This window comes from Parafrankia soli, from assembly GCF_001854695.1.
GTDB classification, from domain to species: Bacteria; Actinomycetota; Actinomycetes; order Frankiales; family Frankiaceae; genus Parafrankia; species Parafrankia soli.
Genome location: NZ_MAXA01000247.1, coordinates 28,429 through 51,944, shown reverse-complemented (window position 1 = coordinate 51,944; position 23,516 = coordinate 28,429). Strand labels below are relative to the sequence as shown.

21 protein-coding genes and 1 tRNA gene are annotated in these 23,516 nt (G+C 73.6%); 13 read left to right on the top strand and 9 right to left on the bottom strand.

Going from position 1 to position 23,516, the window contains the following annotated elements; genetic code table 11:
• Positions 1 to 248 (top strand): transposase (locus BBK14_RS28045; RefSeq protein WP_157904350.1); only part of this gene is annotated, 248 nt, incomplete at its 5' end.
• A gap of 131 nt (positions 249 to 379) precedes the next feature.
• On the opposite strand, the gene BBK14_RS28040 is transcribed toward BBK14_RS28045, so the two are convergent.
• Positions 380 to 456 (bottom strand) — tRNA-Pro (locus BBK14_RS28040).
• 161 nt (positions 457 to 617) lie between these two features.
• Positions 618 to 1,529, bottom strand: a complete 912-nt coding sequence (locus BBK14_RS28035) for a metallophosphoesterase (protein ID WP_071066215.1) — start codon at positions 1,527 to 1,529, stop codon at positions 618 to 620.
• Between the two features lie 230 nt (positions 1,530 to 1,759).
• On the opposite strand from BBK14_RS28035, the gene BBK14_RS28030 reads away from it, so the two are divergent.
• Complete coding sequence (locus BBK14_RS28030; protein WP_071066208.1) at positions 1,760 to 2,218, top strand: GatB/YqeY domain-containing protein; 459 nt, start codon at positions 1,760 to 1,762, stop codon at positions 2,216 to 2,218.
• Between the two features lie 30 nt (positions 2,219 to 2,248).
• Here BBK14_RS28030 and BBK14_RS28025 read toward each other — a convergent pair whose 3' ends face one another.
• The gene (locus BBK14_RS28025; protein WP_476739411.1) at positions 2,249 to 4,777 is read right to left on the bottom strand and encodes a penicillin-binding protein; all 2,529 of its coding nucleotides are present in this window, start codon (positions 4,775 to 4,777) and stop codon (positions 2,249 to 2,251) included.
• A 599-nt stretch (positions 4,778 to 5,376) separates the two neighbouring features.
• Between BBK14_RS28025 and BBK14_RS28015 the strand changes: the two genes are divergently transcribed.
• Positions 5,377 to 5,733, top strand: coding sequence for a WhiB family transcriptional regulator (locus tag BBK14_RS28015; protein WP_071066206.1), 357 nt, complete (start codon positions 5,377 to 5,379; stop codon positions 5,731 to 5,733).
• 461 nt (positions 5,734 to 6,194) lie between these two features.
• Here BBK14_RS28015 and bagB read toward each other — a convergent pair whose 3' ends face one another.
• Together bagB and bagA are read right to left on the bottom strand one after the other, a co-directional pair.
• Positions 6,195 to 7,649 carry an ArsA family ATPase gene (bagB, locus tag BBK14_RS28010; protein ID WP_241831891.1) on the bottom strand — a complete coding sequence of 485 codons (1,455 nt, stop codon included), beginning with the start codon at positions 7,647 to 7,649 and terminating at the stop codon, positions 6,195 to 6,197.
• On the bottom strand, positions 7,646 to 8,665 hold the full coding sequence (gene bagA / locus BBK14_RS28005) for an ATPase BagA (protein ID WP_071066205.1): 1,020 nt from the start codon (positions 8,663 to 8,665) through the stop codon (positions 7,646 to 7,648). The genes bagB and bagA overlap by 4 nt, the downstream gene beginning before the upstream one ends.
• A gap of 119 nt (positions 8,666 to 8,784) precedes the next feature.
• On the opposite strand from bagA, the gene BBK14_RS39170 reads away from it, so the two are divergent.
• The 5 genes from BBK14_RS39170 to BBK14_RS27985 all read left to right on the top strand — a co-directional run bounded on the left by BBK14_RS39170 (position 8,785) and on the right by BBK14_RS27985 (position 15,762).
• Positions 8,785 to 8,946 (top strand): Sp36 family protein, encoded by a 162-nt coding sequence (locus BBK14_RS39170; protein ID WP_012157776.1) that lies wholly within the window; start codon positions 8,785 to 8,787, stop codon positions 8,944 to 8,946.
• 88 nt (positions 8,947 to 9,034) lie between these two features.
• Positions 9,035 to 9,526, top strand: a complete 492-nt coding sequence (locus BBK14_RS28000) for a RidA family protein (RefSeq protein ID WP_071066204.1) — start codon at positions 9,035 to 9,037, stop codon at positions 9,524 to 9,526.
• Between the two features lie 38 nt (positions 9,527 to 9,564).
• Positions 9,565 to 10,653, top strand: a complete 1,089-nt coding sequence (locus tag BBK14_RS27995) for an NUDIX hydrolase (RefSeq protein WP_071066203.1) — start codon at positions 9,565 to 9,567, stop codon at positions 10,651 to 10,653.
• Positions 10,650 to 11,429: an MBL fold metallo-hydrolase gene (locus tag BBK14_RS27990; protein ID WP_071066202.1), complete on the top strand. Its 780-nt coding sequence runs from the start codon at positions 10,650 to 10,652 to the stop codon at positions 11,427 to 11,429. Before BBK14_RS27995 ends, BBK14_RS27990 begins: the two co-directional genes overlap by 4 nt.
• A gap of 475 nt (positions 11,430 to 11,904) precedes the next feature.
• The gene (locus BBK14_RS27985; RefSeq protein ID WP_071066201.1) at positions 11,905 to 15,762 is read left to right on the top strand and encodes a tetratricopeptide repeat protein; all 3,858 of its coding nucleotides are present in this window, start codon (positions 11,905 to 11,907) and stop codon (positions 15,760 to 15,762) included.
• A 128-nt stretch (positions 15,763 to 15,890) separates the two neighbouring features.
• Here BBK14_RS27985 and BBK14_RS27980 read toward each other — a convergent pair whose 3' ends face one another.
• Together BBK14_RS27980 and BBK14_RS27975 are read right to left on the bottom strand one after the other, a co-directional pair.
• Entirely contained in the window at positions 15,891 to 16,580 is a 690-nt protein-coding gene (locus BBK14_RS27980) for a Crp/Fnr family transcriptional regulator (RefSeq protein WP_018506292.1), read from the bottom strand.
• 290 nt (positions 16,581 to 16,870) lie between these two features.
• Positions 16,871 to 17,107, bottom strand: coding sequence for a hypothetical protein (locus BBK14_RS27975; RefSeq protein WP_012157770.1), 237 nt, complete (start codon positions 17,105 to 17,107; stop codon positions 16,871 to 16,873).
• Positions 17,108 to 17,226: 119 nt separating this feature from the next.
• Between BBK14_RS27975 and nth the strand changes: the two genes are divergently transcribed.
• The 4 genes from nth to BBK14_RS27955 are packed head-to-tail and all read left to right on the top strand — an operon-like array spanning position 17,227 to position 20,384.
• Positions 17,227 to 17,952, top strand: a complete 726-nt coding sequence (gene nth / locus BBK14_RS27970; RefSeq protein ID WP_012157769.1) for an endonuclease III — start codon at positions 17,227 to 17,229, stop codon at positions 17,950 to 17,952.
• Positions 17,949 to 18,770 carry an NUDIX hydrolase gene (locus BBK14_RS27965; RefSeq protein WP_071066200.1) on the top strand — a complete coding sequence of 274 codons (822 nt, stop codon included), beginning with the start codon at positions 17,949 to 17,951 and terminating at the stop codon, positions 18,768 to 18,770. Before nth ends, BBK14_RS27965 begins: the two co-directional genes overlap by 4 nt.
• Positions 18,767 to 19,183, top strand: a complete 417-nt coding sequence (locus BBK14_RS27960; protein ID WP_071066199.1) for a cupredoxin domain-containing protein — start codon at positions 18,767 to 18,769, stop codon at positions 19,181 to 19,183. Before BBK14_RS27965 ends, BBK14_RS27960 begins: the two co-directional genes overlap by 4 nt.
• 19 nt (positions 19,184 to 19,202) lie before the next feature.
• Positions 19,203 to 20,384, top strand: a complete 1,182-nt coding sequence (locus tag BBK14_RS27955) for a MarP family serine protease (protein ID WP_071066198.1) — start codon at positions 19,203 to 19,205, stop codon at positions 20,382 to 20,384.
• A gap of 9 nt (positions 20,385 to 20,393) precedes the next feature.
• Here the strand turns inward: BBK14_RS27955 and BBK14_RS27950 are convergent, their stop codons facing one another.
• Both BBK14_RS27950 and BBK14_RS27945 read right to left on the bottom strand, forming a co-directional pair.
• Complete coding sequence (locus BBK14_RS27950) at positions 20,394 to 21,458, bottom strand: alpha/beta fold hydrolase (RefSeq protein ID WP_071066197.1); 1,065 nt, start codon at positions 21,456 to 21,458, stop codon at positions 20,394 to 20,396.
• Between the two features lie 132 nt (positions 21,459 to 21,590).
• Complete coding sequence (locus tag BBK14_RS27945) at positions 21,591 to 22,091, bottom strand: phage holin family protein (protein WP_071066196.1); 501 nt, start codon at positions 22,089 to 22,091, stop codon at positions 21,591 to 21,593.
• A gap of 311 nt (positions 22,092 to 22,402) precedes the next feature.
• Here BBK14_RS27945 and BBK14_RS27940 point away from each other — a divergent pair, with 311 nt between their 5' ends.
• Positions 22,403 to 23,392, top strand: a complete 990-nt coding sequence (locus BBK14_RS27940) for a Fic family protein (protein WP_071066195.1) — start codon at positions 22,403 to 22,405, stop codon at positions 23,390 to 23,392.
• Positions 23,393 to 23,516 lie beyond the last annotated feature (124 nt).

Sequence of the window (23,516 nt, the reverse complement as noted above, 5' to 3'; positions counted from 1 at the left end):
AGCCCGAGCCGACGAAGTACTGGCTGTCGACCCTGCCCGCGGGCACCCCGCTGCGGCGCCTGGTCCGGATGGCGAAGATCCGCTGGCGGGTCGAACACGACTACCGCGAGCTCAAGACCGCCCTGGGACTCGGGCATTTCGAGGGCCGCACCTTCCACGGGTTCCTGCGCCACCTCACCCTGGCCTCGGTCGCGCAGGCATTCTGCACTCTGGAGCGGCTGTGCCCRCCAGCGGCGGCCACGGCCTGACGCTTTACCAGGTCGTGGCCGAGCTCCAGGTGCTGCTGGCCTGCTGGGTGGGATGGTGCCCGACCTGCCGACAGCCCCTGCCGCCCCTTCGACACATCGACCTCGCCCCGACTTAACCAAGTCCTACTAGCTGGTCGGGGTGGCGGGATTCGAACCCACGACCTCTTCGTCCCGAACGAAGCGCGCTACCAAGCTGCGCCACACCCCGCGACCGTGGCTCAGTGTACTAGACGCAAGGATCCGAGTGGCGTGCCGGGGTGCCCCGGTTTTCGGAACGGTCCACCGGGCCGGCACCGGCGCTCCGCCGGCTCGCCCGCCCTCCAGCCCGCCCTCGGGACCGCCGGCCTGCCCTCCGGGGACGGGCACGGATCAGCGACGTTCGGTGAGCGTGAGCAGCGTCGCCTCCGGGCGGCAGTTGAAGCGGAACGGGGCGAACGGTGAGGTACCGAGCCCGGCGGACACGTGCAGCCAGGAGTGCCGCCCGCCCGCCGCGTGCCGCGACAGGCCCCAGGCCCGCTCCCGGCCGATGCCGCAGTTGGTGACCAGCGCGCCGTAGCCGGGCAGCCGGATCTGTCCGCCGTGGGTGTGGCCGGAGAGGATGAGGTCGACCCCGTCCGCCGTGAAGGCGTCCAGCACCCTGGGCTCGGGGGTGTGTGACAGGCCGAGCGCCAGCGCCGCGCCCGGCTCGGGCGGGCCGGAGACCAGGGCGAGCCGGTCGCGGCGCAGGCGGGCGTCGTCGACCCCACGCAGGTCCAGGGTGCGGCCCCCCATGTCGATCGTGCCCCGGATGTTGGTCAGCTCACGCCAGCCGCTGGCCGTGGCGAGCGCGCGGGCGAAACCCGCCCAGTCGAGCGCCGGGCCCTTCGGCCCGGGCGTGTTCGTGCGTTCGAGATAGCGGTGTGGGCTGCGCAACGTCGGTGCGTGGTAGTCGTTGTTGCCCGGCACGAACAGGCCGGGGAACGTGAAGAGCGGGTCGAGCGCGGCGAGCAGCGGGGCCTGGGCCCGGGGGTGCGAGAGCACGTCGCCGGTGAGCACGACGAGGTCGGGGACCAGCCGGGCCAGATCCGACAGCCAGGCGAACTTGCCGTGCTGGTTCGGGGTGACATGCAGGTCCGAGATGTGCAGCAGGCGCAGAGAGGTACTTCCCGGCGCGAGAACCGCCACCTCGCGCCGGCGCAGGGTGTAGGCGGTCCGCTCGTAGACGCCCGCGTAGAGCGCGGTGCCGAGACCCGCGGCCGCGAGCCCCGACACCGCGCGGACAGTTCCCCGGCTCGGTCGCATCGGTCGCATCGCTCCAGTCTCGCCCAGCCGCACGACGGCCCGGCTGCCCGGTGCCACGCCCGCGGACGTGTCCGACCACCCCGGCGGACAGGTCCCGCCACCCCGGCGGACGTCCCCGGTCGCGTCGGCGCCGTCTACCAACGGCCGCACCGGCGCGAACCGGACCAGCGGCTGCACCTGAACGGAAACCGCGTGGCCGCCGGTGCGGGCGGGCCGTAGGCTCGGCGACCATGAGCACACTCAAGGAGCGGCTGCGCGAGGATCTCACTGTCGCCATGCGAGCACGTGACGACCTGCGCCTGTCGACGCTGCGCCTTGCCCTCGCCGCGGTGAAGGACGCGGAGGTCGCCGGCACCACCGCCCGGGAGCTCGACGACGCCGAGGTCGAGAAGATCCTGGCCCGGGAGGTCCGCAAGCGCCGGGAGGCCGCGGAGGCGTTCGCCGCCGCCGGGCGGCCCGAGCAGTCCAGCCGCGAGAACGCCGAGGGTGACGTTCTCGCCGACTACCTGCCCAGCCAGCTCGGCGAGGACGAGCTGCGAGCGATCATCGACGAGGTGATGGCCGAGCTCGGGCTCACCGGCATGAAGGCGATGGGCCAGGTGATGAAGGCCGCGCAGGCGCGCATCGCCGGCCGGGCGGACGGGAGGCGGGTGTCCGAGCTCGTCCGCGCGCGGCTGAGCGAGTCCTGACAGCCGGATCCCGCCGCGCCGCGCCGGCCTTCAGTTCCGGAGCTGGTTGCGCAGGTCCGGCAGCCTCGGGATGCCTGCGCGGCCGTCCCCCGCCGGTGGGGCGGCGGGCTGGCCGGGGCGTGCGCCGGCGCCGTTCGGCAGCAGCACCGCGCCGGTGAGGCCGCCGGACACCTGGAGCACCACCTCGGTATCCATGGAGACCTCCCCCCCGGGCTCGGGAGCCATGCCGACGACGATCCCGGGCGGGGCCACGTGCGGCACGGTCTCCGAGCGGACCCGGAATCCCAGCGAGCGCAGGGCGTACTCGGCCGCCTGCTGGCTCTGCCCGCGGACGTCCGGCAGGGCCTTCTTGGGCACCTGCGGCTGGGTGTTGTCCGGCGCCGGCAGTGGCATGACGGGCAGCGCCAGGCCGTCGATCGTGCGCGTCATCGTCCGGGCCCAGATCTGGGCCGGGAATCCGCCGCCGAACACCACACGGCTGGTGAGCACGTTGCGGAGCTGATGAGTCGTCGGGCCGCGCGGGTCGGCGAGGGTGACCGCGGTGGCCAGCTGCGGGATGAAACCGGCGAAGGACGCCGTGCTGAATGCCTCGGCCGTTCCGGTCTTGCCCGCCGCCGGACGTCCGATCTGCGCGTTCCCGGACGCGGTCCCGTGGTTGATGACGCCCTGGAGAACCGAGGCGACGGTGTCCGCGATCCCGGGGGCGAGGACCTRTTCGCACGGCTTTCCGGTGTTGAAGGCCAGCGGACGGTCAGCCGTCCCGACGCGCTGTGTGATCGAGAGCACTGTGCGGGGATAGCAGCGGTTTCCGCGGGCGGCGAGCGTCGCGTAGGCGGTGGCGAGGTCCAGCGTGCTGATCTCGTTCGAGCCGAGGATCGCAGAGCCGTCGACCGGTCCGATCCCCCCGCCCCTGCACTCGGGGTCGTTCTCTTCGTTCGGCCGGATCCGGCAGGAGGAGACGCCTAGCCGGCGGGCCATCTCGGCGGTCTTCATGACACCGAGACGCTCGGCGAGCTGGATGTAGTAGGTGTTGACCGAGTTCCAGGTCGCCGTGGTGAGGGAGTAGAAGCCGTCCTCGCTCGGGTCGGCGTTGCTGTAGCAGTTCTTCCCGCCCGGATCGGGGTTGGGGAAGCGCTCCGAGCGATAGCACAGCGGCGAGTGGAAGGTGGTCGACAGCGGGATGTTGTTCTCCAGCGCGGCGGCCAGTGTGAAGACCTTGAACGTGGAGCCGGGCGAGAACGAGTCGGGGTCGACCGGGTAGATCTCCTTGGTGTGGACGAAGTCGGCGGTCAGCGCCGGCGGCTGGTTGTCGTCCGGCGTGCCGTAATCCCGGTTCACGGCGAGCGCCAGCACGTTGCCGGTGCCCGGCTGCACCATCGCGACGCCGGCGGCGACCCGGTTCCCGGTGGGGATCACCTCGCGTGCGGACGTCTGCGCCGCGCCCTGCGCGACCGGGTCGAGCGTGGTCCGGATGGTGAGCCCGCCCTCGAACAACAGCCGGCGGGCGTCCTCGGGGGTGGCGGCGAACGTCCGGTCGGCCAGCAGCACCTGGCGGACGTAGGAGCAGAAGAAGGGGGCTGAGGAGTCCTGGCAGGCGTCCGGTGACCGCGCCGGGCGGTTGAGGACGAGTTCCTCGGCCCGGCCCGCCTTCCACGCGGCGGCGTCGAGGTGGCCGAGCTCGCGCATCCGGTCGAGGACGATGTTGCGGCGTTCCCTGGCGGCCTGTGGGTGAAGCGCCGGGTTGTACGCGGTGGGGTTCTTCACCAGGCCGGCCAGCATCGCCGACTGGGTGACGCCGAGCTGGCTGACGTCGATGTTGAAGTAGTGCCGGGCGGCCGCCTGGACGCCGTACGCGCCGTCGCCGAAATAGGCGATGTTGAGGTACCGCTCGAGGATCTCGTCCTTGGTGAGGTGTTCTTCCAGATACAGCGCGTAACGGGCTTCGCGGAGCTTGCGGTCGACCGTCTGCTCGGTCGCGGCCGCCTTTTCCTCCGGTGTCCGGGCGGAGGCCAGCAGGACGTTCTTCACGTACTGCTGGGTGAGGGTCGATCCGCCCTGGGTGACCCCGCCGGACTCCTGGTTGGCGAGGTACGCGCGGATCATTCCGCGGTAGTCGACGCCGGTGTGCTCGTAGAAGCGCGCGTCCTCGATGTCGATCATCGCCTGGCGCATCTGCGGCGGGACCTTGTCCAGGGCGACGATCTCGCGGTCCTGCTCGCCGCGCAGCACCGCGATCTGGTTTCCGGCGGCGTCCAGGATGCGTGAGGGCTGGGCCAGCGGGGGGACGGTCAGATTCGCGGGGAGAGAAAGGAAATGGTCCGCGCCGCCCTTGGCGGTCACGCCGGCCAGGCCGATGACGGGCAGCGCGAGCATGCCGACCAGAACGCCCGCCGCCACGCTGGCGGTGAGGACACCGAGCAGCCGTTTCGGTGTGACTCGGCGGCGGCGCGCCGAGTCGGGCCCGATATGCCGTGAGGCTGTGCCGGAGGCCGGCGCGGACAGGCCTGATTGCCACGTGGACCGCGCGTCGGCCGCGCCGCGGAGTTTCGACCGGATCACGCCTGGACCCACCGTGGCGCCGGGAACGCTCCGAACACGGGGTGCACGGGGTACGCGGGGAACGGCTGGGTGCACGGAACGCCCCGGGGCTCGGTCCCGGCTTCGGCGACCGGCGCTTCACCGGTGTTTCGGCCTGGTATGAACACTGAGCCCGGGACCCCCTGCTCGAGTCCTCCGCTGCCGTCGACGATGCCCGCCTTCGTCAGGTGCCCGCACCGGCCGCGGCCGAGGCGCTGATCCAGTACTGCGCTGACCCAAACACCGTGCCCGCCCGGGGCCCGCCAGTCCAGGACTGTGGTCCCGCACACTGCCCGCCCGGGACCACACGGGCACACACGGCAAGGCGTCCGAACGGCTACCTCATCGAGCTAAGACTACGACGCCACAGCAAGGTCACGGTTGCGTCACCGAAGTGACACACGGGCGTCACAGATCGCACTACTGTGGCGATCGGGATCAATGGCCCGGACTAGTCATTTGGACAACCACCCGTGTGGGGTCTGTGCCGTGGCCACGCCACTCCGTACGGTTTCGGTTCAACGCCACGTCACCACCCGCACGGGCCCCCTGACCCGGACTCGAGAAGAAAGGCAGGTGGCATGACCAGTAGCCTGACCCCACCCGTCAGCCTGTCACGCCGTACCAGTACGACCGGGCTCGTCGGCTCCACCACCGACGGCGACTGGACGGCCCACGCCGCCTGTCGCGACCTCGACCCGGATGAGCTCTTCGTCCAGGGAGCGGCCCAGAACCGGGTGAAGACCAGGTGCTTCGGGTGCGTCGTGCGCACCGAGTGCCTGGCGGACGCCCTCGACAACCATGTCGAGTTCGGCGTCTGGGGAGGAATGACCGAGCGGGAGCGCCGCGCGCTGCTCCGCCGCCGTCCGGACGTCACGTCCTGGCGGAAGCTGCTCGCGGACGCCCAGGCGGATCACCGCTCCGCGTCCGCCGGCTAGCCCGGCCTCGAGCCCTCATCCGGAGGTGTCCGACGACAGCGGGGTCGAGCGGACACCACCACCCCGAACGTGACACCAGCAGTACACAGTTGTTTCCATCCGAGTCGCGTATAGCCCGGATGGGCGGTGAAGTCTCCACCAGTGGCGCTGGTCCCCCGCAACATCCCGGGCAACACGTTCCTGTGTATGGCCCGGACGGGCGGAGGCCCTCCTTGGACCCGGGTTCACATCGCACCGGCGCGATTCCCGGGGCCGTCATCTCAGTGCGTCAAGCCAGTTCAGTGCGTTGAGTCAGTGCATCGAGCGAGTGCGTCGAGTTCCGTACGCGGTCCCCGACGGGTCCCGCGGAACGACCCTTCGTGCCTACGGCAGGACCCCGCCAGGTGCCTACGCCAGCCACCTCCACGTCGGCCTCCCCCAGAACACGCGCCGCGCGCTCCCACCCGCCGTTCCCCGGCCGGTCAGCCGGCCGCCGCGGCCCGTTCGTCCCCGGCGAGCGCGCGACCGATCTCCCGCAGCCCGGCCAGGTCGTGGACGTCCTCGGACAACGCCTCGACCTCGACGAGTGCCGTGTCCGGATGGGCACTGGTGAACCGTTCACGCAGCCGGACCTCACGTTCGGCGAGCCGCGCCCGGTCGGCGTGGATACGCAGCACAGCCGCGGCCAGCGGATGCTCGCCGTGGTCGGTGAGATTCTCAGCGGCGGCCAGCCCCCGCTCGACGGTCAGCGCGGAGGCGGCGCAGAAGTGCATCCTGTTGACGATCAGTCCCGCGAGCGGCATGCCGTCCGCGTCGAGCCGGTCCACGAAGTAGGACGCCTCCCGCAGCGCGGCCGCCTCGGGCGCCGCGACCACCACGAAAGAGGTGCCGGGCGCCGCGAGCAGGCGGAACGTCTCGTCGGCGCGGGCCCGGAAACCGCCGAACATCGTCTCCAGCGCGGCCACGAACTGGCTCACGTCGGCCAGCAGCTGCGCGCCGAGCACCTTCGTGATGACCCGGGTGAACATGCCCAGGCTGGCTCCGATGACCTTCGCGTACGCCCGGCCACCGGCCTTCGCGGGCGCCAGCAGCAGGCGCAGCAGGCGCCCGTCGAGGAAGTCGCCGAGCCGGTTCGGCGCGTCCAGGAAGTCCAGCGCCGAACGGGTCGGCGGGGTGTCGACGACGATCAGGTCCCAGGAGCCGCTGGCGTCGAGCTGCCCCAGCTTCTCCATCGCCATGTACTCCTGCGTACCGGCGAAGGACGACGACAGCGACTGGTAGAACGGGTTCGCCAGCAGCGCCTCGGCCCGTTCGGGCGTGCTGTGGTCGAGGACGATCTCGTCGAACGTCCGCTTCATGTCGAGCATCATCGCGTCGAGACGGCCACCGGCGGCCGGGTCGACCCCCGCGACCTCGCGGGGGTTGTTGTCGAGCGCGGTCAGGCCGAGCGACTGCGCGAGGCGCCTGGCCGGGTCGATCGTCAGTACCACCACGCGCCGGCCACGCTCGGCGGCGCGCAGCGCGAGCGCGGCGGCGGTCGTGGTCTTGCCGACCCCGCCCGACCCGCAGCACACGATGATCCGCTCGGTGTCGAGCATGGCGTCGACGTCCAACCGCGGGACCCCGAGCGGATGCGGACGCGGCCGCGGCCGGCTCGGCGCCGTCCGCTGACCCCGTCCCGTGGCCCTACGGGCCCCGGTCGCCTTCCGCGGCGATCCGGGCGTCGCCTTCGCCCGCCCCGTGGTGGTCTTCTTCCCCGCAGCGCGTGATCCCGTAGCGCGTGACCCCGCGGCGCGGGTCGGCTTCCCGGCCGTCGCGCCGGAACCACTCTCACCGGCGCCATCGCCGCCACCGGCCCGCCCGCGGCCGCCCGTGGAGCCACCGGCCGGGTCCATGCCGGTGGTCGGGTCAGCCGGGTTCTCGCCCGCGGGGGTCATGCCACCATCCGCTGGGCTCGGAGCATCTCGGCGAACCGGTAGAGCGAACCGAGATCCACGCCGTCCGCCAGCAGCGGCACCTCGTAGACCGGACGTCCCAGCGCGGCGATCTCGGCACGTTGCGCCGTCTCCAGCGCGACCCGCTCGGCGTGCTGCGCGGCCTCCCAGGCCAGGTTCGAGATCAGTTCCTCGGTCGGCTCGATGCCGGTCTCCTTGATGCCGGTGGCCAGTTCCTCGCGGTCGAGCTGGCCACGCCGGGCCAGGTCGAGATCGCCGGGGGCGAGCAGCGGGCTGCGCACCATGTTCACCACCACCGCGCCGACCGGCAGGCCCACCTCGCGCAGCTCCCGGATGCCGTCCACCGTCTCCTGGACCGGCATCTCCTCGAGCAGGGTGACCAGGTGGACCGCCGCCCGCTCGGGCGCCAGCACCGCCATCACGCTGTCCGCCTGTGCCCTGATCGGGCCCATCCGCGCCAGCCCCGCGACCTCCGCGGTGACATTCAGAAAACGGGCGATCCGGCCGGTGGGGGGCGCGTCGAGCACGACCGCGTCGTAGGCGAGCCCACTCGGACGGGTGCCGTCCGGCCGGTTGACGGCCTCCTTCACCTTGCCGGTGAGGAGCACGTCACGGACACCGGGGGCGACCGTGGTGGCGAAGTCGACGGCGCCGATGCGGCCGAGCGCCCGACCCGCGCGGCGCAGGTTGTAGAACATCTCGAGGTACTCCAGCAACGCCTCGTCCGCGTCGATGGCCAGCGCGAAGACCTCGCCGCCGCCGGGCGCGCTCGCCACCTTGCGCTCACGGTAGGGCAGCGGCGGGGTATCGAAGAGCTGGGCGATCTGCTGGCGCCCCTCGACCTCGGTCAGCAGCACCCGGCGCCCCCCGGTGGCCAGCGCGACGGCCAGCGCGCCGGCGATCGTGGTCTTTCCCGTGCCGCCCTTGCCGGTGACGATGTGCAACCGACAGTCCCAGGGGCCGGCGGTCGCCGCTGGCGCGTTGTCGTCACCGGTCACGTGCTCGACCGTACCCGTGGGCCGCCGATCCGGACTGCCACGCCCCGGACCCTCGTCACGGCGGCCACACCKCCTACCCAACCGGGTGGCGGTCCGCGGATGCTCTAGGGTCCATCGTCATGCAGACCAAGTGGGAGTACATGACTGCCCCGCTCCTGATCCACGCCACCAAGCAGATCCTCGACAACTTCGGTGCCGACGGCTGGGAGCTCGTCCAGGTCGTCCCCGGGCCCAACCCGGAGAGCCTGGTGGCGTACTTCAAGCGGCCGAAGTCCCAGTAGGGACGTCCGCCCGCGACGGGACGGTCGTCCCCGCCCCCCGCCCCCTGTTCCCTGACGTGCCCTCCTCGACAGAAGGTCGACTCCGACGATGACCGCTCCCGTCCCGCCCGCGGCCGCCACGACGCCGTCCGGGCGGCTCGCCGAGCTCGGGCTGGTCCTCCCGGCGGTGCCCACCCCGGCCGGGGCCTATGTCCCCGCGGTGCGCGACGGCGATCTGGTCTGGACCGCGGGGCAGCTCCCGCTGGTGGCCGGGAAACTGCTGGCGTCCGGCCTGGTCGGTGCGGAGATCACCGCCGAGCGGGCCGCTGAGCTGGCCCGCGTGTGCGCGCTCAACGCGCTCGCCGCGGCCGCGGCCGCGGCGGGTGGCCTGGACACGATCACCCGGATCGTGAAGGTCGTCGGCTTCGTCGCGAGYGCGCCGGGATTCGTCGGCCAGCCGGTCGTCCTGAACGGCGCCAGCGAGCTGCTCGGCGCCGTCTTCGGTGCCGCCGGACTGCACGCGCGCTCCGCCGTCGGGGTCGCGGCGCTCCCGCTGGGAGCGCCCGTGGAGGTGGAGCTCGTCGCCCGCGTGGCCGGCTGACCTCGGCTTCTGTCGGCCGTACTGTCTACCATCAGGGGATGGTTGATCATCAGGCGGCAATCGTCGCCCGGTTCGGCGCGTCCCGCCGGATGGAACCGGAGGAGGAACTCCGGCTGGCTCGGCTGGCCGCCAACCCGGCACCCGCCCGGGACGCGGCGACCGTTGTGCTCCTGCGCGACGCGCCGGTCGGGTCCGGCATCGAGGCCTACCTGCTCAGGCGCACCCGGGCGATGTCGTTCGCGGGCGGCATGCACGTCTTCCCGGGCGGGCGGGTCGACCCGTCGGACGCCGCCGAGGATCTCCCGTGGGTCGGGCCCTCCGTCGAGGAGGCGATGCCGGGGCTGGACGACGATCCCGCCCGCGCGCGGGCCCTGGTCTGCGCGGCCGTCCGCGAGACCTTCGAGGAGTGCGGCGTCCTGCTCGCCGTACCGACGGGCACATCCGCACCAGCCGGCAGAGCCGCACCAGCCGGCAGAGCCGCACCAGCCGGCGGAGCCGCGCCGACGGGCAGGAACGTGCCGGCCGGACGTGTCGACGCGGCGGGCGGCGCTGCCGGTACCGGCGATCCGGGCTGGGCCGCCGAGCGGCGGGCGGTGGAGAGCCACCGCAGTGGCCTCGCCGAGCTGCTGACCCGCCGCGGGCTGACCCTGCGGGCCGACCTGCTGGCCCCGTGGACCCGTTGGATAGCCCCTGAGCTGGAGCCACGACGGTACGACACCAGGTTCTTCGTCGCCGCGCTGCCGGCCGGGCAGCTGCCGGGCGAGCTCGCGACGGAGCTCTCGACCGAGGCTGACGGAATGCTGTGGATCCGTCCGGCGGAGGCGATGGAGCGGTTTGTCGCCGGCGAGATCGGCATGCTCCCGCCCACCGCCTTCACCCTCGCGGAGCTGTCGGCCTACGACGACGTCGCCGGTGCGCTCGCGGCCGCGCGCACCCGCGACCTGAAGCCGATCATGGCGAGGATCGTCGCCCGCGACGGCACCTGGCAGCTGTCGTTCCCACACCTGTTACCGCCGGACGGTGCCCCCGGCACACCGCCGGACGGTGCCCCCGGCACCGAGCCGGGCACGCCTTCGGGAACCGCCCCGGCACCGGCCGCGGGCACCCGCGGTGGTGTCCCGCGGTGACCGCCCTCCGCCGGGTCACGAAGCTGGCCTCCGTCGTCCTCGCGCCGAATCCCGGCCCGATGACCCTCGACGGCACGAACACCTGGATCCTGCGGTCACCGGGCGACGCCGGCTGCGTGGTGGTCGATCCCGGCCCCGACCACGGCGAGCACCTCGCCCGGGTCGCGGCCGCCGGCCTGGTGCGCACGATCCTGCTGACCCACGGCCACTCCGACCACAGCGAGGGCGCCGCGACGCTGCACGCGCTGACCGGGGCGCAGGTGCGCGCCCTCGACCCAGCGCACCGCCTCGGCTCGGAGGGCCTCGGCGCCGGGGACGTCGTCGCCGCCGCCGGGGTCGAGTTGCGGGTGCTGGCCACCCCTGGGCATACCTCGGACTCGCTGTCCTTCGTGCTGGCCGGCGACGACGAGCACCCGGCCGTGCTCACCGGCGACACGATCCTGGGGCGCGGCAGCACGGTCGTCGCCCATCCCGACGGCCGGCTCGCCGACTACCTCGCGAGCCTGCGCCTGCTGCGCGAGCTCGGCGACACCACMGTGCTGCCCGGCCACGGCCCCGAGCTGCCAGCGGCCGGGCGGGCGGCCGAGGCCTACCTGGAGCACCGGGCCCGGCGGCTCGATCAGGTGGTCTCCGCGTTAGCCGATCTGGGTGCGTCGGCCGAGCAGGTGACGCCGATCGACGTGGTCCGGATCGTGTACGCGGACGTCGACGTGGCACTCTGGCCGGCGGCCGAGCTGTCGGTACGGGCCCAGTTGGACTATCTCCGCCCACGCTGAGCCACCCGCCGCCGCGCGCGCGGGGTCACCCCGGCGCACGCCGGTCCGCCACGCCCCGCGCAGGTCAGGGCCCCGGCGGCGGTCACCGCGGGTAGCCGGCGGGGCCGGTGTGGACGTTCAGAGACTGGCCGCAACCTGCCGAAAGACGCGGGTCATATCCCGGAAACCGGGTAGACAAGTGAGCTGCGCCACTATAGAGGCCGGGCCGCTCGCGGTCTGGATCCCCGCGAACGGGGCCAGGTCGGTCATCCGACACACCTTGATCCAGAAAGGGAGACGAAGGCCACTAAACTTTCCGGCGGAGGAGACCGCTCGTGCGCTTTGTGACCCTTTGGACCATTGGTACCGACCGCGGGCCCTCGTACCCGCGGGACGTTACCGACCGCGCGCGCTCCGGTGCCGGCCCCCACCCGGCCTTCCGACCCAGCGGTTCGCGCGGCCCAGCGATCATCCGGCGGAGAGGAACCGATCCACGATGGTGATCAGCTCCCCCACGACCGGTCCCCTGGTCTGTCCCAGATGCGGCACCCCGACGGTGCCCGGCGGGCGGTTCTGCTTCAACTGCGGGCTCCGGTTCACCCAGACCGACACGCCGCGCGCCGAGGCCGCCGAGCGCCGGGTCGTCACCGTCCTGTTCGGCGACCTGTCCGACTTCACCGCCTGGGCGGAGGACCGCGACCCCGAACGGGTCGGCGAGGTCACCGACCGGGTTCTCGCCGCGCTCGCGCGCGAGGTCGACGAGGTCGGCGGGCGGGTCGACAACCTTAGCGGTGACGGGATCATGGCCGTCTTCGGCGCCCCGACGGCGCACGAGGACGACCCGGAACGCGCCGTGCGCGCCGCGGCGGCGATGCAGGAGACGGCCCGTCGCCTGATCAAGGACGAGGGCGGCGACAGCAGCCCGCTCGGCCTGCGGGTCGGCGTCAACACCGGCGAGGTGCTCGCCGGCGTGCAGGCGGCGCTGTCATACACGGTCATCGGGGACACGGTGAACACCGCCGCGCGGTTGTCCGGCGCGGCGGCGGTGGGCACCGTCTACGCCGGCCGGGACACGGTCACCGCCACCCGCTCCGTCGCCACCTGGCGCGATCTGCCGCCCCTGGTGCTCAAGGGCAAGCGCGAGCCGGTGCCCGCCTACGAGCTGGTCAGCCTGCGCCCGTCCAACATCGCCCGGCCGGGCCTGGCCGACGACGCGACGTTCATCGGGCGCGAGCAGGAGCTGGCCGAGCTCAGCCGCTACTTCGCCGGCGTGGTCGACGCCGGCCAGCCCGACATGGCGGTGGTCATCGGCGAGGCCGGCATCGGCAAGACCCGGCTGGCCCGGGAGCTCGCCGAGACCGCCGAGGCGACCGCGGGCGCGACCGTGCTGTGGGGGCGCACCGTGCGCCACGGCGACGTCCGCGACCTCGCCCCGCTGATCGACCTCATCCGCGGGGCGTGCGGCATCACCGACGGCGACACCCTCGACCGGGTCGCCGACCGCGTACGCCGCACGGTCGCCGGCCTCACCCATCCGATCTTCGAAACGAAGCTGCCGAGCGGCATCGGGGACCGCCTGCTCGGGATGCTCGGCGTGCCGCCGGACCGCCGTCCCAGCGCCGGGGCGACCACCCCGCCGGGTGACCCGGTCGGCCGGGCCTCCCACGGCGAGGCTGTCCAGCGGGCCGCCGACGACGCCGTCGAGACGGTCGGCCTCCTGCTGAGCGCGCTGGCGGTCCGCAACCCGGTGCTGGTCGTCGTCGACGACCTGGAGTGGGCGACCAGCCGGCTGACGACGGCCCTGCGGCGGCTGACGACGACCCTCAACGGCCCGGTGATGCTCGTCCTGCTCGACCGGGAGAGCCCGCAGTTCTCCGATCTCGTCGGCGCGCGCCGCATCGCGCTCAGCCCGCTGCCGGAGAGCGCGGCGCGTGCCCTGCTCAAGGACTACCTGGGCGAGCCCGGCCTGTCCCGGGCGACCCAGGCCGAGCTGCTGGCCCGGGTGCACGGGAACCCGTTCTTCCTGACCGAGCTGCTCAACCTGCTGGTGGACCGCGGTCTGCTGCACCAGGTGCCCGACCCTGGCGGTGAGGGGATGCGCTGGGTGCTGGAGGGCTCGCTGGCCGCGACCGTCCTGCCCGCCGGTGTCCAGTCGGTGCTGGCAGCCAGGATCGACGACCTGGACGCGGCCGCCAAGGCGGCGCTGCGGGCGGCGGCCGTGCTCGGCCCGCGCTTCCCCGCCGAGGCGCTCCAGGTGGTCGGCGAGCGCCCGGCGGCCGAGGTCGAACGCGCGCTGTCGGTGCTCACCGAGCGCCAGCTCGTCCGCCCACCGCGGCAGGGCGAGACCCTGTGGCGGTTCGTCCACCCGATGGCGCGCGACGTCGCCTACTCGGGCCTGCCGAAGGTGGAGCGGGCCCGCCGGCACGCCACGGCGGCGCGCTGGGGCGTCACGGCGATGATCGGTTCGTCCCGCGAGGTGTCGACCTTCGTCGCCACCCACGCGCTGCGCGCCTACGACCTGGCCGCCTCGATGGCGCTGCCCGCGGGTGACCCGGCCTGGTCAGCGCGGGAGGCCGGCTTCCACGCGCACGTCCGGCTGGCCCGCTCGGCGCTCGCCCGCGACGACCATCGGGCCGCGGCGGACCTGCTCGCCGACGCCCGCCGGCTCGGGCGGGGCGTCATCGACGGCGACGACGACATCAACGTGCGGATCCTGCACGCCGAGGCGCTGGTCTGGCTGCGCCGGCTCGACGAGGCGGAGCGGACGCTGCGCCCGGCGCTGCGGGTGAACGTCCCGAGCCGGCGGGCCGCCGCCTACGCGGTGCTCGGTGAGCTACGGCAGAAGCAGGGCCGTGGCGAGGAGGCCCGCCAGTCGCTGATCACGGCGCTGGAGGCCGCGCACCGGGCCGGCGACGACCGGGCAGTGGCCGCGGCGCTGCGCCGGCTCGGCCTGCTCGAATACGCCGCCGGCCGCATCCAGGCCGCGGAGGAGCGCTACCGCGAAGCACTCTCGCTCGCCCGCCGCGTCGACGACCCCCGCGGGGTCGGCTGGGCGCTGCAGCACCTGGCGTGGAGCRCCACCACCCGCGGGGACTACGCGAAGGCCGAGCGCACGCTGCGCGAGGCGTCCGCGGTGTTCGAGCGGCTGGAGGACGCCGGCGGGCTCGGCTGGTGCTCGGGCACCGAGGCCCTCGTCCTGCTGCTCTCGGGTCAGCTCACCCGGACCCGCAAGGTCTCCCGCGTGCTCATCAACCTCGCCGAGTCGATGCGCGAGCGCTGGGGGCAGGCGGTCTGCCTGACGATCGACGCGGTCGCCGCGGCCGAGCTCGGCGACATCGAGACCGCCGAGAGCGAGGCGGCCCGCGCGGCGGAGCTGTTCACCGAGACCGGCGACAGTTGGGGGCGCACCCTGACCCTCATCGCGCGCGGGCTGGCCGCCCGTGGGGCTGGCCGCCCCCGGCGCGGTGCGGACCTGCTGACCGAGGCGTGCGCGGAGGCGGCGTCCACCGGGCATGTGCTCATCGGCGCCTTCGCCCAGGTGCTGCTCGGCCTGACCAGGCTGGACGCCGGCGAGGTGGATGCCGCGGAGGAGGCCGCCCGGCGCGCCCTGGCCGACCTGGACCGGCTGGAACTGCGCCCGCACGCCCAGCTCGGGGCGAAGGTGCTCGTCGCGCAGATCGCGCGGGCGCGCGGGCGCCTCGACGAGGCGATCACCGAGCTGCGGGGGGCGCTGTCCGCCAGCGAGCCGGCGACGCTGATGTTCCCGCGCCGGCAGGCCTACGCCCACCTCGCGGGCACCCTGCTCGACGCGGGCGAGCCCGACGAGGCCCTGCGGGTGGCCCGCCAGGCGGTCGGAGTGGACGCCGAGGACGTCCGGGCACAGGTGCTGGCATACCGGGCGCTGGGGACGGTCCTGGCGGCGCACGGTGACGTCGAGGGCAGCCGCGAGGCCTACGAGCAGGCCCTGGCCGCCGCGACGGCCACCGGCGCGATCAGCGAGGCGCCGCAGACCCGGCGGCTGCTCGCGGCCCTGCCGGGATCCGCCCCGGACGCCCTCGACGCACCGGACGGGCTCAGCGCACCGGAAGGGCTCGGCGCAGCAGACGGACCGGGCGTGGCGGACGGGCTGGGCACACCACACCAGGACGGGCTGGCCGCCCAGGATGACCTGAGCGCACAGGACGGGCTGGGCGCGGCGGCCGCGCTGGCGAAGGTGAGCGTGAACGGGACGAGGGCGCGGGCCAGGACGGCGGCGCGCCTGCCGGGATCACCGGTGGTCGTGCCGGTGGCCGACCCGTCCGGTGAGGCCGTGCCCTCGGTGGAGATGCCGCCCGCCGAGGGCACCAGCCGGTAGCCGGGTACCGCTGGCGACTACCGCTGAGGACGTCTGCCGCACGGATGCGTCCCCCGGATCCGGCGGCGGCGGCGGATCCGGGGGACGAACGGGCAGGGGACAGGCCGGTTTTCAAACCGGCGGTGGGTTCAGCGGGCCCGGCGGGCGAGCCGCTCACGGTCGAGCAGCACGACAGCGCGGGAATCCAGCCGGAGCCAGCCACGGGTGGCGAAGTCGGCGAGGGCCTTGTTCACCGTCTCCCGCGAGGCTCCGACGAGTTGAGCCAGCTCCTCCTGAGTGAGGCCGTGTTCGACCCGGACCCCGGCCGCCTCGTTACCCGGCTGGGCCGGTTCACCGAAGCGGTCGGCCAGGTCGAGCAGCGCCTTGGCGACGCGACCGGGCACGTCGGTGAACACCATGTCCGCCATCGTGTCGTTGGTCCGCCGCAGGCGGCGGGCCAGCACACGCAGCAGCAGCGCTCCGGCTTCGGGCCGGGAACGCAGCCATGGCCGCAGCGCGGTGTGCTCCAGCGCGACGAGCGACGCGTCGGTCACGGCGGTCGCCGTCGCGGTGCGCGGCCCGGGATCGAACAGGGAGAGCTCTCCGAACAGGTCTCCCGGCCCCATCACATACAGCAGGTTCTCCCGCCCATCGGCGGACTGGCGTCCTATCTTGACCTTGCCGGACAGAACCACGAAAACGCGGTCGCCGACATCCCCTTCGCGGAACAGYACGTCGCCACGGGTCACGTCCTGCCGGTCCAGGTGATCGGAAAGCGCCTGGCGGTCGGGCTCGGACAACCCGGCGAACAGCGGAACGCGGGCTAGCAGATCGTCCACGCCCTGAGCATGCCAGGACACGGGACGCAGAGCACGGCCAGGGACCCCCATCGGCCTGACCAGGTCACGCAGATGCACCCGAATGCTCTGTTCTGATACGTAAAGTGACGCAAGAAGGACCACCAAAGTGGTCCAGGTCACAATCCGCCTAGTACGGCCGATCGGCACCGGCCCGATCGTGCCACTCCCGGCGGGGGTCACATCGACACAGCCCGGCCCAGTTCAGGACGGCTGTTCGGGGGTCAGGAGGGCACGACACGCGACACGCCCGGGGCCGCATGAGTTGCCCGTCAGGCGGCACGGTGCTTGCCCGGCGGCGTGCGGCGAAGCCGGCGCCGGTAACGCTCGAGCGCGGCCGGCAGGCCCTGTTGGACGAACGTGGCGACTTCGTCCGGGCGGGCGCTGTCGAGGAAGCCCTCGAGCCCCTTACCCGTGTCGGCGGCGTTGAGTGGCCGCTCGACCCGCTCCATCGCCAGCAGGAGCCCGAGCAGCACCAATGGGAACGTGATCGCGGCAAAGACAAACATGGCCCGTCCATGGTCGCCGATGTCGGCGCCGCGCCCGCACCCGGGGGGTCGACGCGCCCTGCCGGACCACGTCGAAGCGACGGGTCCCGCGGGCCGACACGCCGGATACGCTGCGAGGCATGGCAACCACCGTCGACGCGCGAGCCGAGACGGCGCTGGCGCGCACCCGGCGCGCCCGGCGGATCGTGCGCGCGCTCGGCGAGCTTCACCCCGACGCCCGCATCGCGCTGCATTTCAGCAGTCCGCTGGAGCTTCTCGTCGCCACGGTGCTGTCGGCGCAGTGCACGGACAAGAAGGTCAACGAGGTCACGCCGGGAGTCTTCGCCCGCTACCCGACCGCCGCCGCCTACGCCGCCGCGGACCGCGACGAGCTCGAGGCGATCCTGCGGCCCACCGGCTTCTTCCGGGCGAAGGCGAACTCGCTGATGGGCATCGGCGCCGCCCTGGTCGAGCGCTTCGACGGCGAGGTCCCTGGCCGGCTGGAAGCCCTGGTCACCCTGCCCGGTGTGGGCCGCAAGACCGCGAACGTCGTGCTGGGCCACTGCTTCGGCATCCCCGGGATCACGGTCGACACCCATGTCGGGCGGCTCTCCCGCCGCTTCGGCCTGACCACCGAGACCGATCCCGTCCGGGCCGAGAGCGACCTCGCCGCGCTGATCGAGCGGCGCGACTGGACGATCGCCTCCGACCGCATGATCTTCCACGGCCGCCGGGTGTGCCACGCCCGCCGGCCGGCCTGCGGCGCCTGCGCCATCGCGCGGATGTGCCCGTCCTTCGGCACCGGCCCGACCGAGCCGGCCGAGGCCGCGCGTCTCGTCCGCGGGGACGCGGAGGCGGCCCGGTGAGCGACCCCGCGCCGTCCGGGGATCCGAGCAGCCAGGACGTCAGCCAGGACGCCCACTCCGCGAGCGCCGGCGGAGACACTCGTCCGGCGAGGGGCGGCGGAGCTCCGGTTCCCCCGTGGCTGACCGCGCTGATGGCGGCGGTGGGCGACGGCATCCCCGTCCAGACGCGACACGCTCGCCAGACGCGGCCGGGCGGGCGGGCGGCGGCCGTCCTGATCCTGTTCGGGGAGGGTCCGGACGGGCCTGACGTGCTGCTCCTGCAGCGGGCCGCCGACATGCGCGACCATGCCGGGCAACCGGCGTTCCCCGGCGGCGGCGCCGACGAGACCGACGCGTCGAGGGCCGCGACGGCGCTGCGTGAGGCGGAGGAGGAGGTCGGGCTCGACCCGGCCGGCGTCGAGGTCCTCGCCACCGCCAGCCCCCTCTACCTGGCTGCCAGCCACTTCCTGGTCACCCCCGTGCTCGCCTGGTGGCGCACGCCCACCGCGGTGGACGCGGTCGACCCGGCGGAGACGTCCTCGGTGGCCCGGGTACCCGTCGCGGAGCTCGCCGACCCGGCGAACCGGATCCTGCTGTGGCATCCGTCCGGCTTCGGCAGCCCGGCGTTCCGCGTCCGCGGTATGACGGTCTGGGGTTTCACCGCGGGCGTCCTCGACGCCCTGCTGCGGCTCGGCGGATGGGAACGCCCCTGGGACACCGAGACGAAAGTGGACGTGCCCGAGATCACCGTGGCGATCTCCGCGGCCATGGCCCTCCCCCACGCGGTGGTGGAGCCGCGGGGACCACTCGACGAAGCGGGCGGTACCGTCGGAAGATGACCTCAAGATCCGCTCGATCGGCCCTGGTCGCGCTGGCCACGGCCGTGGCGGTGCTCACCGCGTTGACCGGGTGCGGGAGCGGCGGCGACGATGCCGGCACACCCTCGGCCGCGGCGACGCTGACCCCGAGCGTCAGTGACGGCACCCAGGTCTTCGCCGTGGTCGGCCAGGTGGACCAGACGTTCTCGGCCCGCGAGCTCGTCGCCCACCCCGGCACGATCCGGGTCGACTTCTCGGTCGCGAAGGGGTCCGCGCCGCACAACTTCGTCATCTCCGCCATCCCCGGCGCCACCACGAGGATCGTCAGCGCCGGCAACTCCCAGTCGATCACGTTCACCGCCGACAAGCCCGGGCGATATCCGGTGGTCTGCACCCTGCACCAGGGCATGACAGCCACGCTTGTGATCGTCTGAGCTCGGCCGACGAGCCCCGGTGAACCTTCTCGATCTCGTCCTGATCGTCCTGGTCGTGATGTTCGCGGTCTCCGGCTACCGCCAGGGGTTCGCCGTGGGGGCGCTGTCGTTCGTCGGCTTCCTCGGCGGCGGTGTGCTCGGCGCCAAGGTGGCACGCCCCTTCGCAGAGCTCATCGGCCGCGAGGAGGACGGCGCCCTGGTCGGCCTCATCGTCGTGGTGGGCCTGGCCCTCGTCGGGCAGATCGCGGGCACCGCGCTCGGAGCGGCCCTGCGCGGCCGGCTCACCTGGCGGCCCGGCCAGCGGCTGGACGCGGTCGCCGGCGCCGTGCTCTCCGGGGTGTCCGTGCTGCTGGTCGCCTGGCTCGTCGCGACCGCGGTCGACCGCTCGCCGTTCCAGACCCTCGCCCGCGCCGCCCGCGGATCCGAGGTACTGGGCACCGTCGACACGACGATGCCCGACGACGTCCGCCACACCTTCGCCGACCTGCGCCGACTCATGGACGACCAGGGCTTTCCCGAGGTGTTCGCCGGCCTGGACGGCGAGCGCATCGTGGCCACCGATCCACCGGACCCTGCGGTCGTCAGCGCGGCGGACGTCCAGAACGCCGCGGCGAGCATCCTCAAGGTGCGGGGGCAGGCGCCGTCGTGCGGGAAGCAGGTCGAGGGCACCGGCTTCGTCATCGCGCCCCAGCGGGTGATGACGAACGCGCACGTCGTGGCCGGTGTCACCGAGGCCGTCGTGGAGCTGGACTCCGGGGCGCTGCCGGCCGAGGTGGTGCTGTTCGACCCCGACCGGGATGTGGCCGTCCTGCACGTACCGGGGCTGCTCCGGCCCCCGCTGCGCTTCCAGTCCGCGCCGCCCGGTGACATGGGCGACTCGGCGGTCGTCGCCGGCTACCCCCAGGACGGGCCATACACCACCGAGCCCGCGCGCATCCGCAACGAGCAGGTCGCGCGGGCGCCGGACATCTACTCCCGCGGCACGGTTCGCCGCGAGATCTACGCGATCCGCGGGCGGGTACGGCCGGGCAACTCCGGCGGGCCGCTGCTGTCGAGCGCCGGGACGGTCTACGGCGTGGTCTTCGCCGCGGCCACCGACGACAACGACACCGGGTACGTGCTGACTGCCGACGAGGTCAGCGAGCCCGTGCGGCAGGGAGCGCAGGCCCTCGTGCCGGTGAGCACCCAGAGCTGCGACTGACCGGCGGGGTCACCGCCGCCCGTACCCCCGTCCAGGCTCCGCTCGGGCGTCCGGCTCGGCGTTCGGTTCAGCCGCCGGCTCGGCGTCCGGTTCGACGTCCGGTTCGACGTCCGGTGCCGGTTCGGCCGCGCCCTCGGCCGTGCGGGCCTGCTCGGGCGCGGTCTCGGCCAGCCAGGTGATCAGGTCACGGGTGACGGTGTCGGGGTCCTCCTCGTGCGGGAAGTGGCCCAGCCCGTCGTACAGCCGCCAGGAGTAGCTGGCAGCCACGTGGCGGTCCGAGCCGGCCGCCGTGGATGGCAGGAAACAGCGGTCGAGCCGTCCGTGCAGCTGCAGCGTCGGCACCCGCACGGACGTCCGGAGCAGCTCGGCGAAACGTGCCCCGTCGGGGCGGAACAGCGAGCGCACGACCCAGCGGTGGTACTCCAGGGAGCTGTGCGCGACCCCGGGGATCCGCATCGCGAGGCGGTAGCGGGCCTCGGTCTCCGGCGCCGGGTAGCCCGGTCCGCCCCAGGAGCGCAGCAGCTCGCCGACGTGCGCCGCCCCGTCGGCGACGAGGCGACGCTCAGGCCGCCACGGCAGCTGGTAGGCGGCCAGGTGGCGGCTGGCCAGGCCCTGTCCGCGGGGGTCCGCGGCGATCTGGCGCCGGATCCGCAGCGGATGGGGCATGCCGATCACCGCCAGCGCGCGCACCACCCGCGGGCGGCGGACCGCGGTCGTCCAGCCGAGCAGGCCCCCCCAGTCGTGCCCGACGATCACCGCGTCCCGCTCGCCGAGGGCCCGCACCAGGCCGGCGACGTCGTCGGCCAGGGTGAACGCGTCGTAGCCTCTGGGCGGCTTGTCGCTGGCGCCGTACCCGCGCAGGTCCGCGGCGACCACCCGGTAGCCGGCCCGCGGGAGGTCCCGGAGCTGGCTGCACCACGTCCACCAGAACTGCGGGAAGCCATGGAGAAGGAGGACCAGCGGCCCCTCGCCGGCCTCGGCGACGTGCAGGCGGGTCCCGTTGGTCGATACGTCACGGTGGCGCCACGGCCCGTCGACGAGAACCGTGGCGGACTCGGGGGTCGCATCCTCCATCGCTCGCAAGGATGGCAGATCCCGCGGCTGTGCCGACCAGTGGTTGCGCGGGTCACACGGATCGTCGGGACCTCGGCGGCCTGAGTGACCAGAGGGGCCTCCGCGGCTCCGCGGCTCCGCGGCTCCGCGGCCTCAGTGGACGCTGGGGCCGTCGTCCAGGTGCGCCGTCGGCGCCGGCGGCGTTCCGGCGTTTCCCGGCTTCGTGCGCGCCCGCGCCGAGCCGTTGGACCCGTTCGTCGGGTTGCGCAGCCAGGCGATGTCGTCGCGGACGGTCTGGATGGTCCGTTCGGGCGGTGAGAGGCGCTTGAACCTGGTCACGGCGAAGATCGTGAGCAGGCCGGCCGCGGCGAGGTAGAGCACCGCCGTCAACAGGTACGCCCAGAATCGCTCCAGGCCCGCCCAGGTGAACAGCTCACCCAGGAACACCGTGCCGGCGATGAACGCGCCCAGGCCCAGAGCGGCCGCCGCGACGAGGAACCCGATGCCCAGCCCGGCCGACACCGCCTGGCGCGCGAGCTCCGCCTTGGCGAGCTCGATCTCCTGGCGGATCAGCAACGACATGTCCCGGGTCGCGAGCGCGACCAGCTCCCCCAGCGTCGGTTCCCGCCCCGCTCGCGAACTGTCGGTCGTCATCGGCACACTGGCCCTCCCTCTCGAAGTCGGTCGGCGGACCCCGCGGTCAGATCCGGGACTGATGCCCTCCCGGGAGCGCGCACGGCCGCCGTCACGCGGCCGACCCGTCCGGATGCCCTGCCTGCAGTGTGACCGCTCGTTGCGGACCACGGGGGGCAACAACCCGAAGGAGCGATGTGATCCGGAGGACGATTCGCCCACCTCACGCTTCACGGCGCACCTCATGACACACCTGATGGCGGACGACCTGGCGCCTTCCGCCCGCACGGTGGGCCGGTGCCGGCGAACCCAGCCGGGGTAGCGTCTGCGGGGTGACAGCACGTTCGTCGGTATCAGTCGTCGGAACCGACCCATTGAGCCAGGTTGCGGCGATTCCCGGTGTCGACGAGGCCGCGACGGCGGCCCGCGCGGCCGTCGACGCGCTCCTTCGGCATCGCATCCTGCGGCGCCGCAGTGCCGAGGTGACCGCCGAGGCATCGCTGCGGGCGGCCCGCGCCTCGGCCGCGCTGGAGGGCCACGACATCGCGCTGGACGCGCTGCGGGCCCGGCTGGGCGAGACCGGCCGCGACAACGACCAGCCCGCGGTCTCGGTCAGCCAGTCGGCTGACCCATGGGAACGCTCACTCGCCGTGACGCTGGGGGCGGTACGCCTCTACGCGGAGCTGGGCACGCTCTCCTCCGCCTGGGAGCGCGCGCCGCGCCAGGCGCTGGCACGCATGCACGTCCTCGCCGGGCGCGGGCTGCTTCCCGACGACGTGCTCGGCCGGCCGCGAACGGACGCCTCATGGTCGCCGACCAGCATCACCGGGGCCGCCGTCACGGACGTCGCGGGATCTCCGCCCGTGCCGGCGATGCCGGCGGCGGAGATGTCCCAGCGCCTGGACGGGCTCACCGCGGTGCTGACCGTGCCGACCAGGGCTCCCGCGATCGTGGTCGCGGCGATCACGCACGGTGAGCTGCTCGCGATCCGTCCCTTCGGCGCGCTCGACGGGATCATCGCCCGGGCCGCCGCGCGCCTCGTCCTGGTCAGCCGCGGCCTGGACCCGAAGGCACTGGTGGCAACGGACGTCGGCCATCTCGAGCTCGACCGCGACCGCACCGGCTCGGCGGGAGCGGCCGGCACGGATGCCGTAGTGCCGGGTGTGGGTGTCGGCACGGAGCCGGACTACCGTGCCGCGCTCGCCGCGTATGTCGCGGGCGGCGCCGAGGGTGTCGGGGTCTGGGTGCGGCACTGTGCCGGAGCCCTGGAGCTGGCGGCACGGGAGTCCCTCGCGGTGTGCGAGGCACTCTCCCGGGGCTGAGTACAGGCCCGTTCCCGGCGGGACGCCTGCCGAGGCACGGCCCGCGCGAAACGGTTCTTATAGCACGGCCCGGCCCACCCTGAAGATCCACTCAGACCGGGGGGCACGGCGCATGGTGGCCGCA

Bases quoted from the DNA above. Each gene is read 5' to 3' on its own strand.
- BBK14_RS28035 (WP_071066215.1), bottom strand. From the start codon at position 1,529: ATGCGACCGAGCCGGGGAACTGTCCGCGCGGTGTCGGGGCTCGCGGCC.
- BBK14_RS28030 (WP_071066208.1), top strand. From the start codon at position 1,760: ATGAGCACACTCAAGGAGCGGCTGCGCGAGGATCTCACTGTCGCCATG.
- BBK14_RS28015 (WP_071066206.1), top strand. From the start codon at position 5,377: ATGACCAGTAGCCTGACCCCACCCGTCAGCCTGTCACGCCGTACCAGT.
- bagB (WP_241831891.1), bottom strand. From the start codon at position 7,649: ATGACCCCCGCGGGCGAGAACCCGGCTGACCCGACCACCGGCATGGAC.
- BBK14_RS39170 (WP_012157776.1), top strand. From the start codon at position 8,785: ATGCAGACCAAGTGGGAGTACATGACTGCCCCGCTCCTGATCCACGCC.
- BBK14_RS27995 (WP_071066203.1), top strand. From the start codon at position 9,565: ATGGTTGATCATCAGGCGGCAATCGTCGCCCGGTTCGGCGCGTCCCGC.
- BBK14_RS27975 (WP_012157770.1), bottom strand. From the start codon at position 17,107: ATGTTTGTCTTTGCCGCGATCACGTTCCCATTGGTGCTGCTCGGGCTC.
- nth (WP_012157769.1), top strand. From the start codon at position 17,227: ATGGCAACCACCGTCGACGCGCGAGCCGAGACGGCGCTGGCGCGCACC.
- BBK14_RS27960 (WP_071066199.1), top strand. From the start codon at position 18,767: ATGACCTCAAGATCCGCTCGATCGGCCCTGGTCGCGCTGGCCACGGCC.
- BBK14_RS27950 (WP_071066197.1), bottom strand. From the start codon at position 21,458: ATGGAGGATGCGACCCCCGAGTCCGCCACGGTTCTCGTCGACGGGCCG.
- BBK14_RS27945 (WP_071066196.1), bottom strand. From the start codon at position 22,091: ATGACGACCGACAGTTCGCGAGCGGGGCGGGAACCGACGCTGGGGGAG.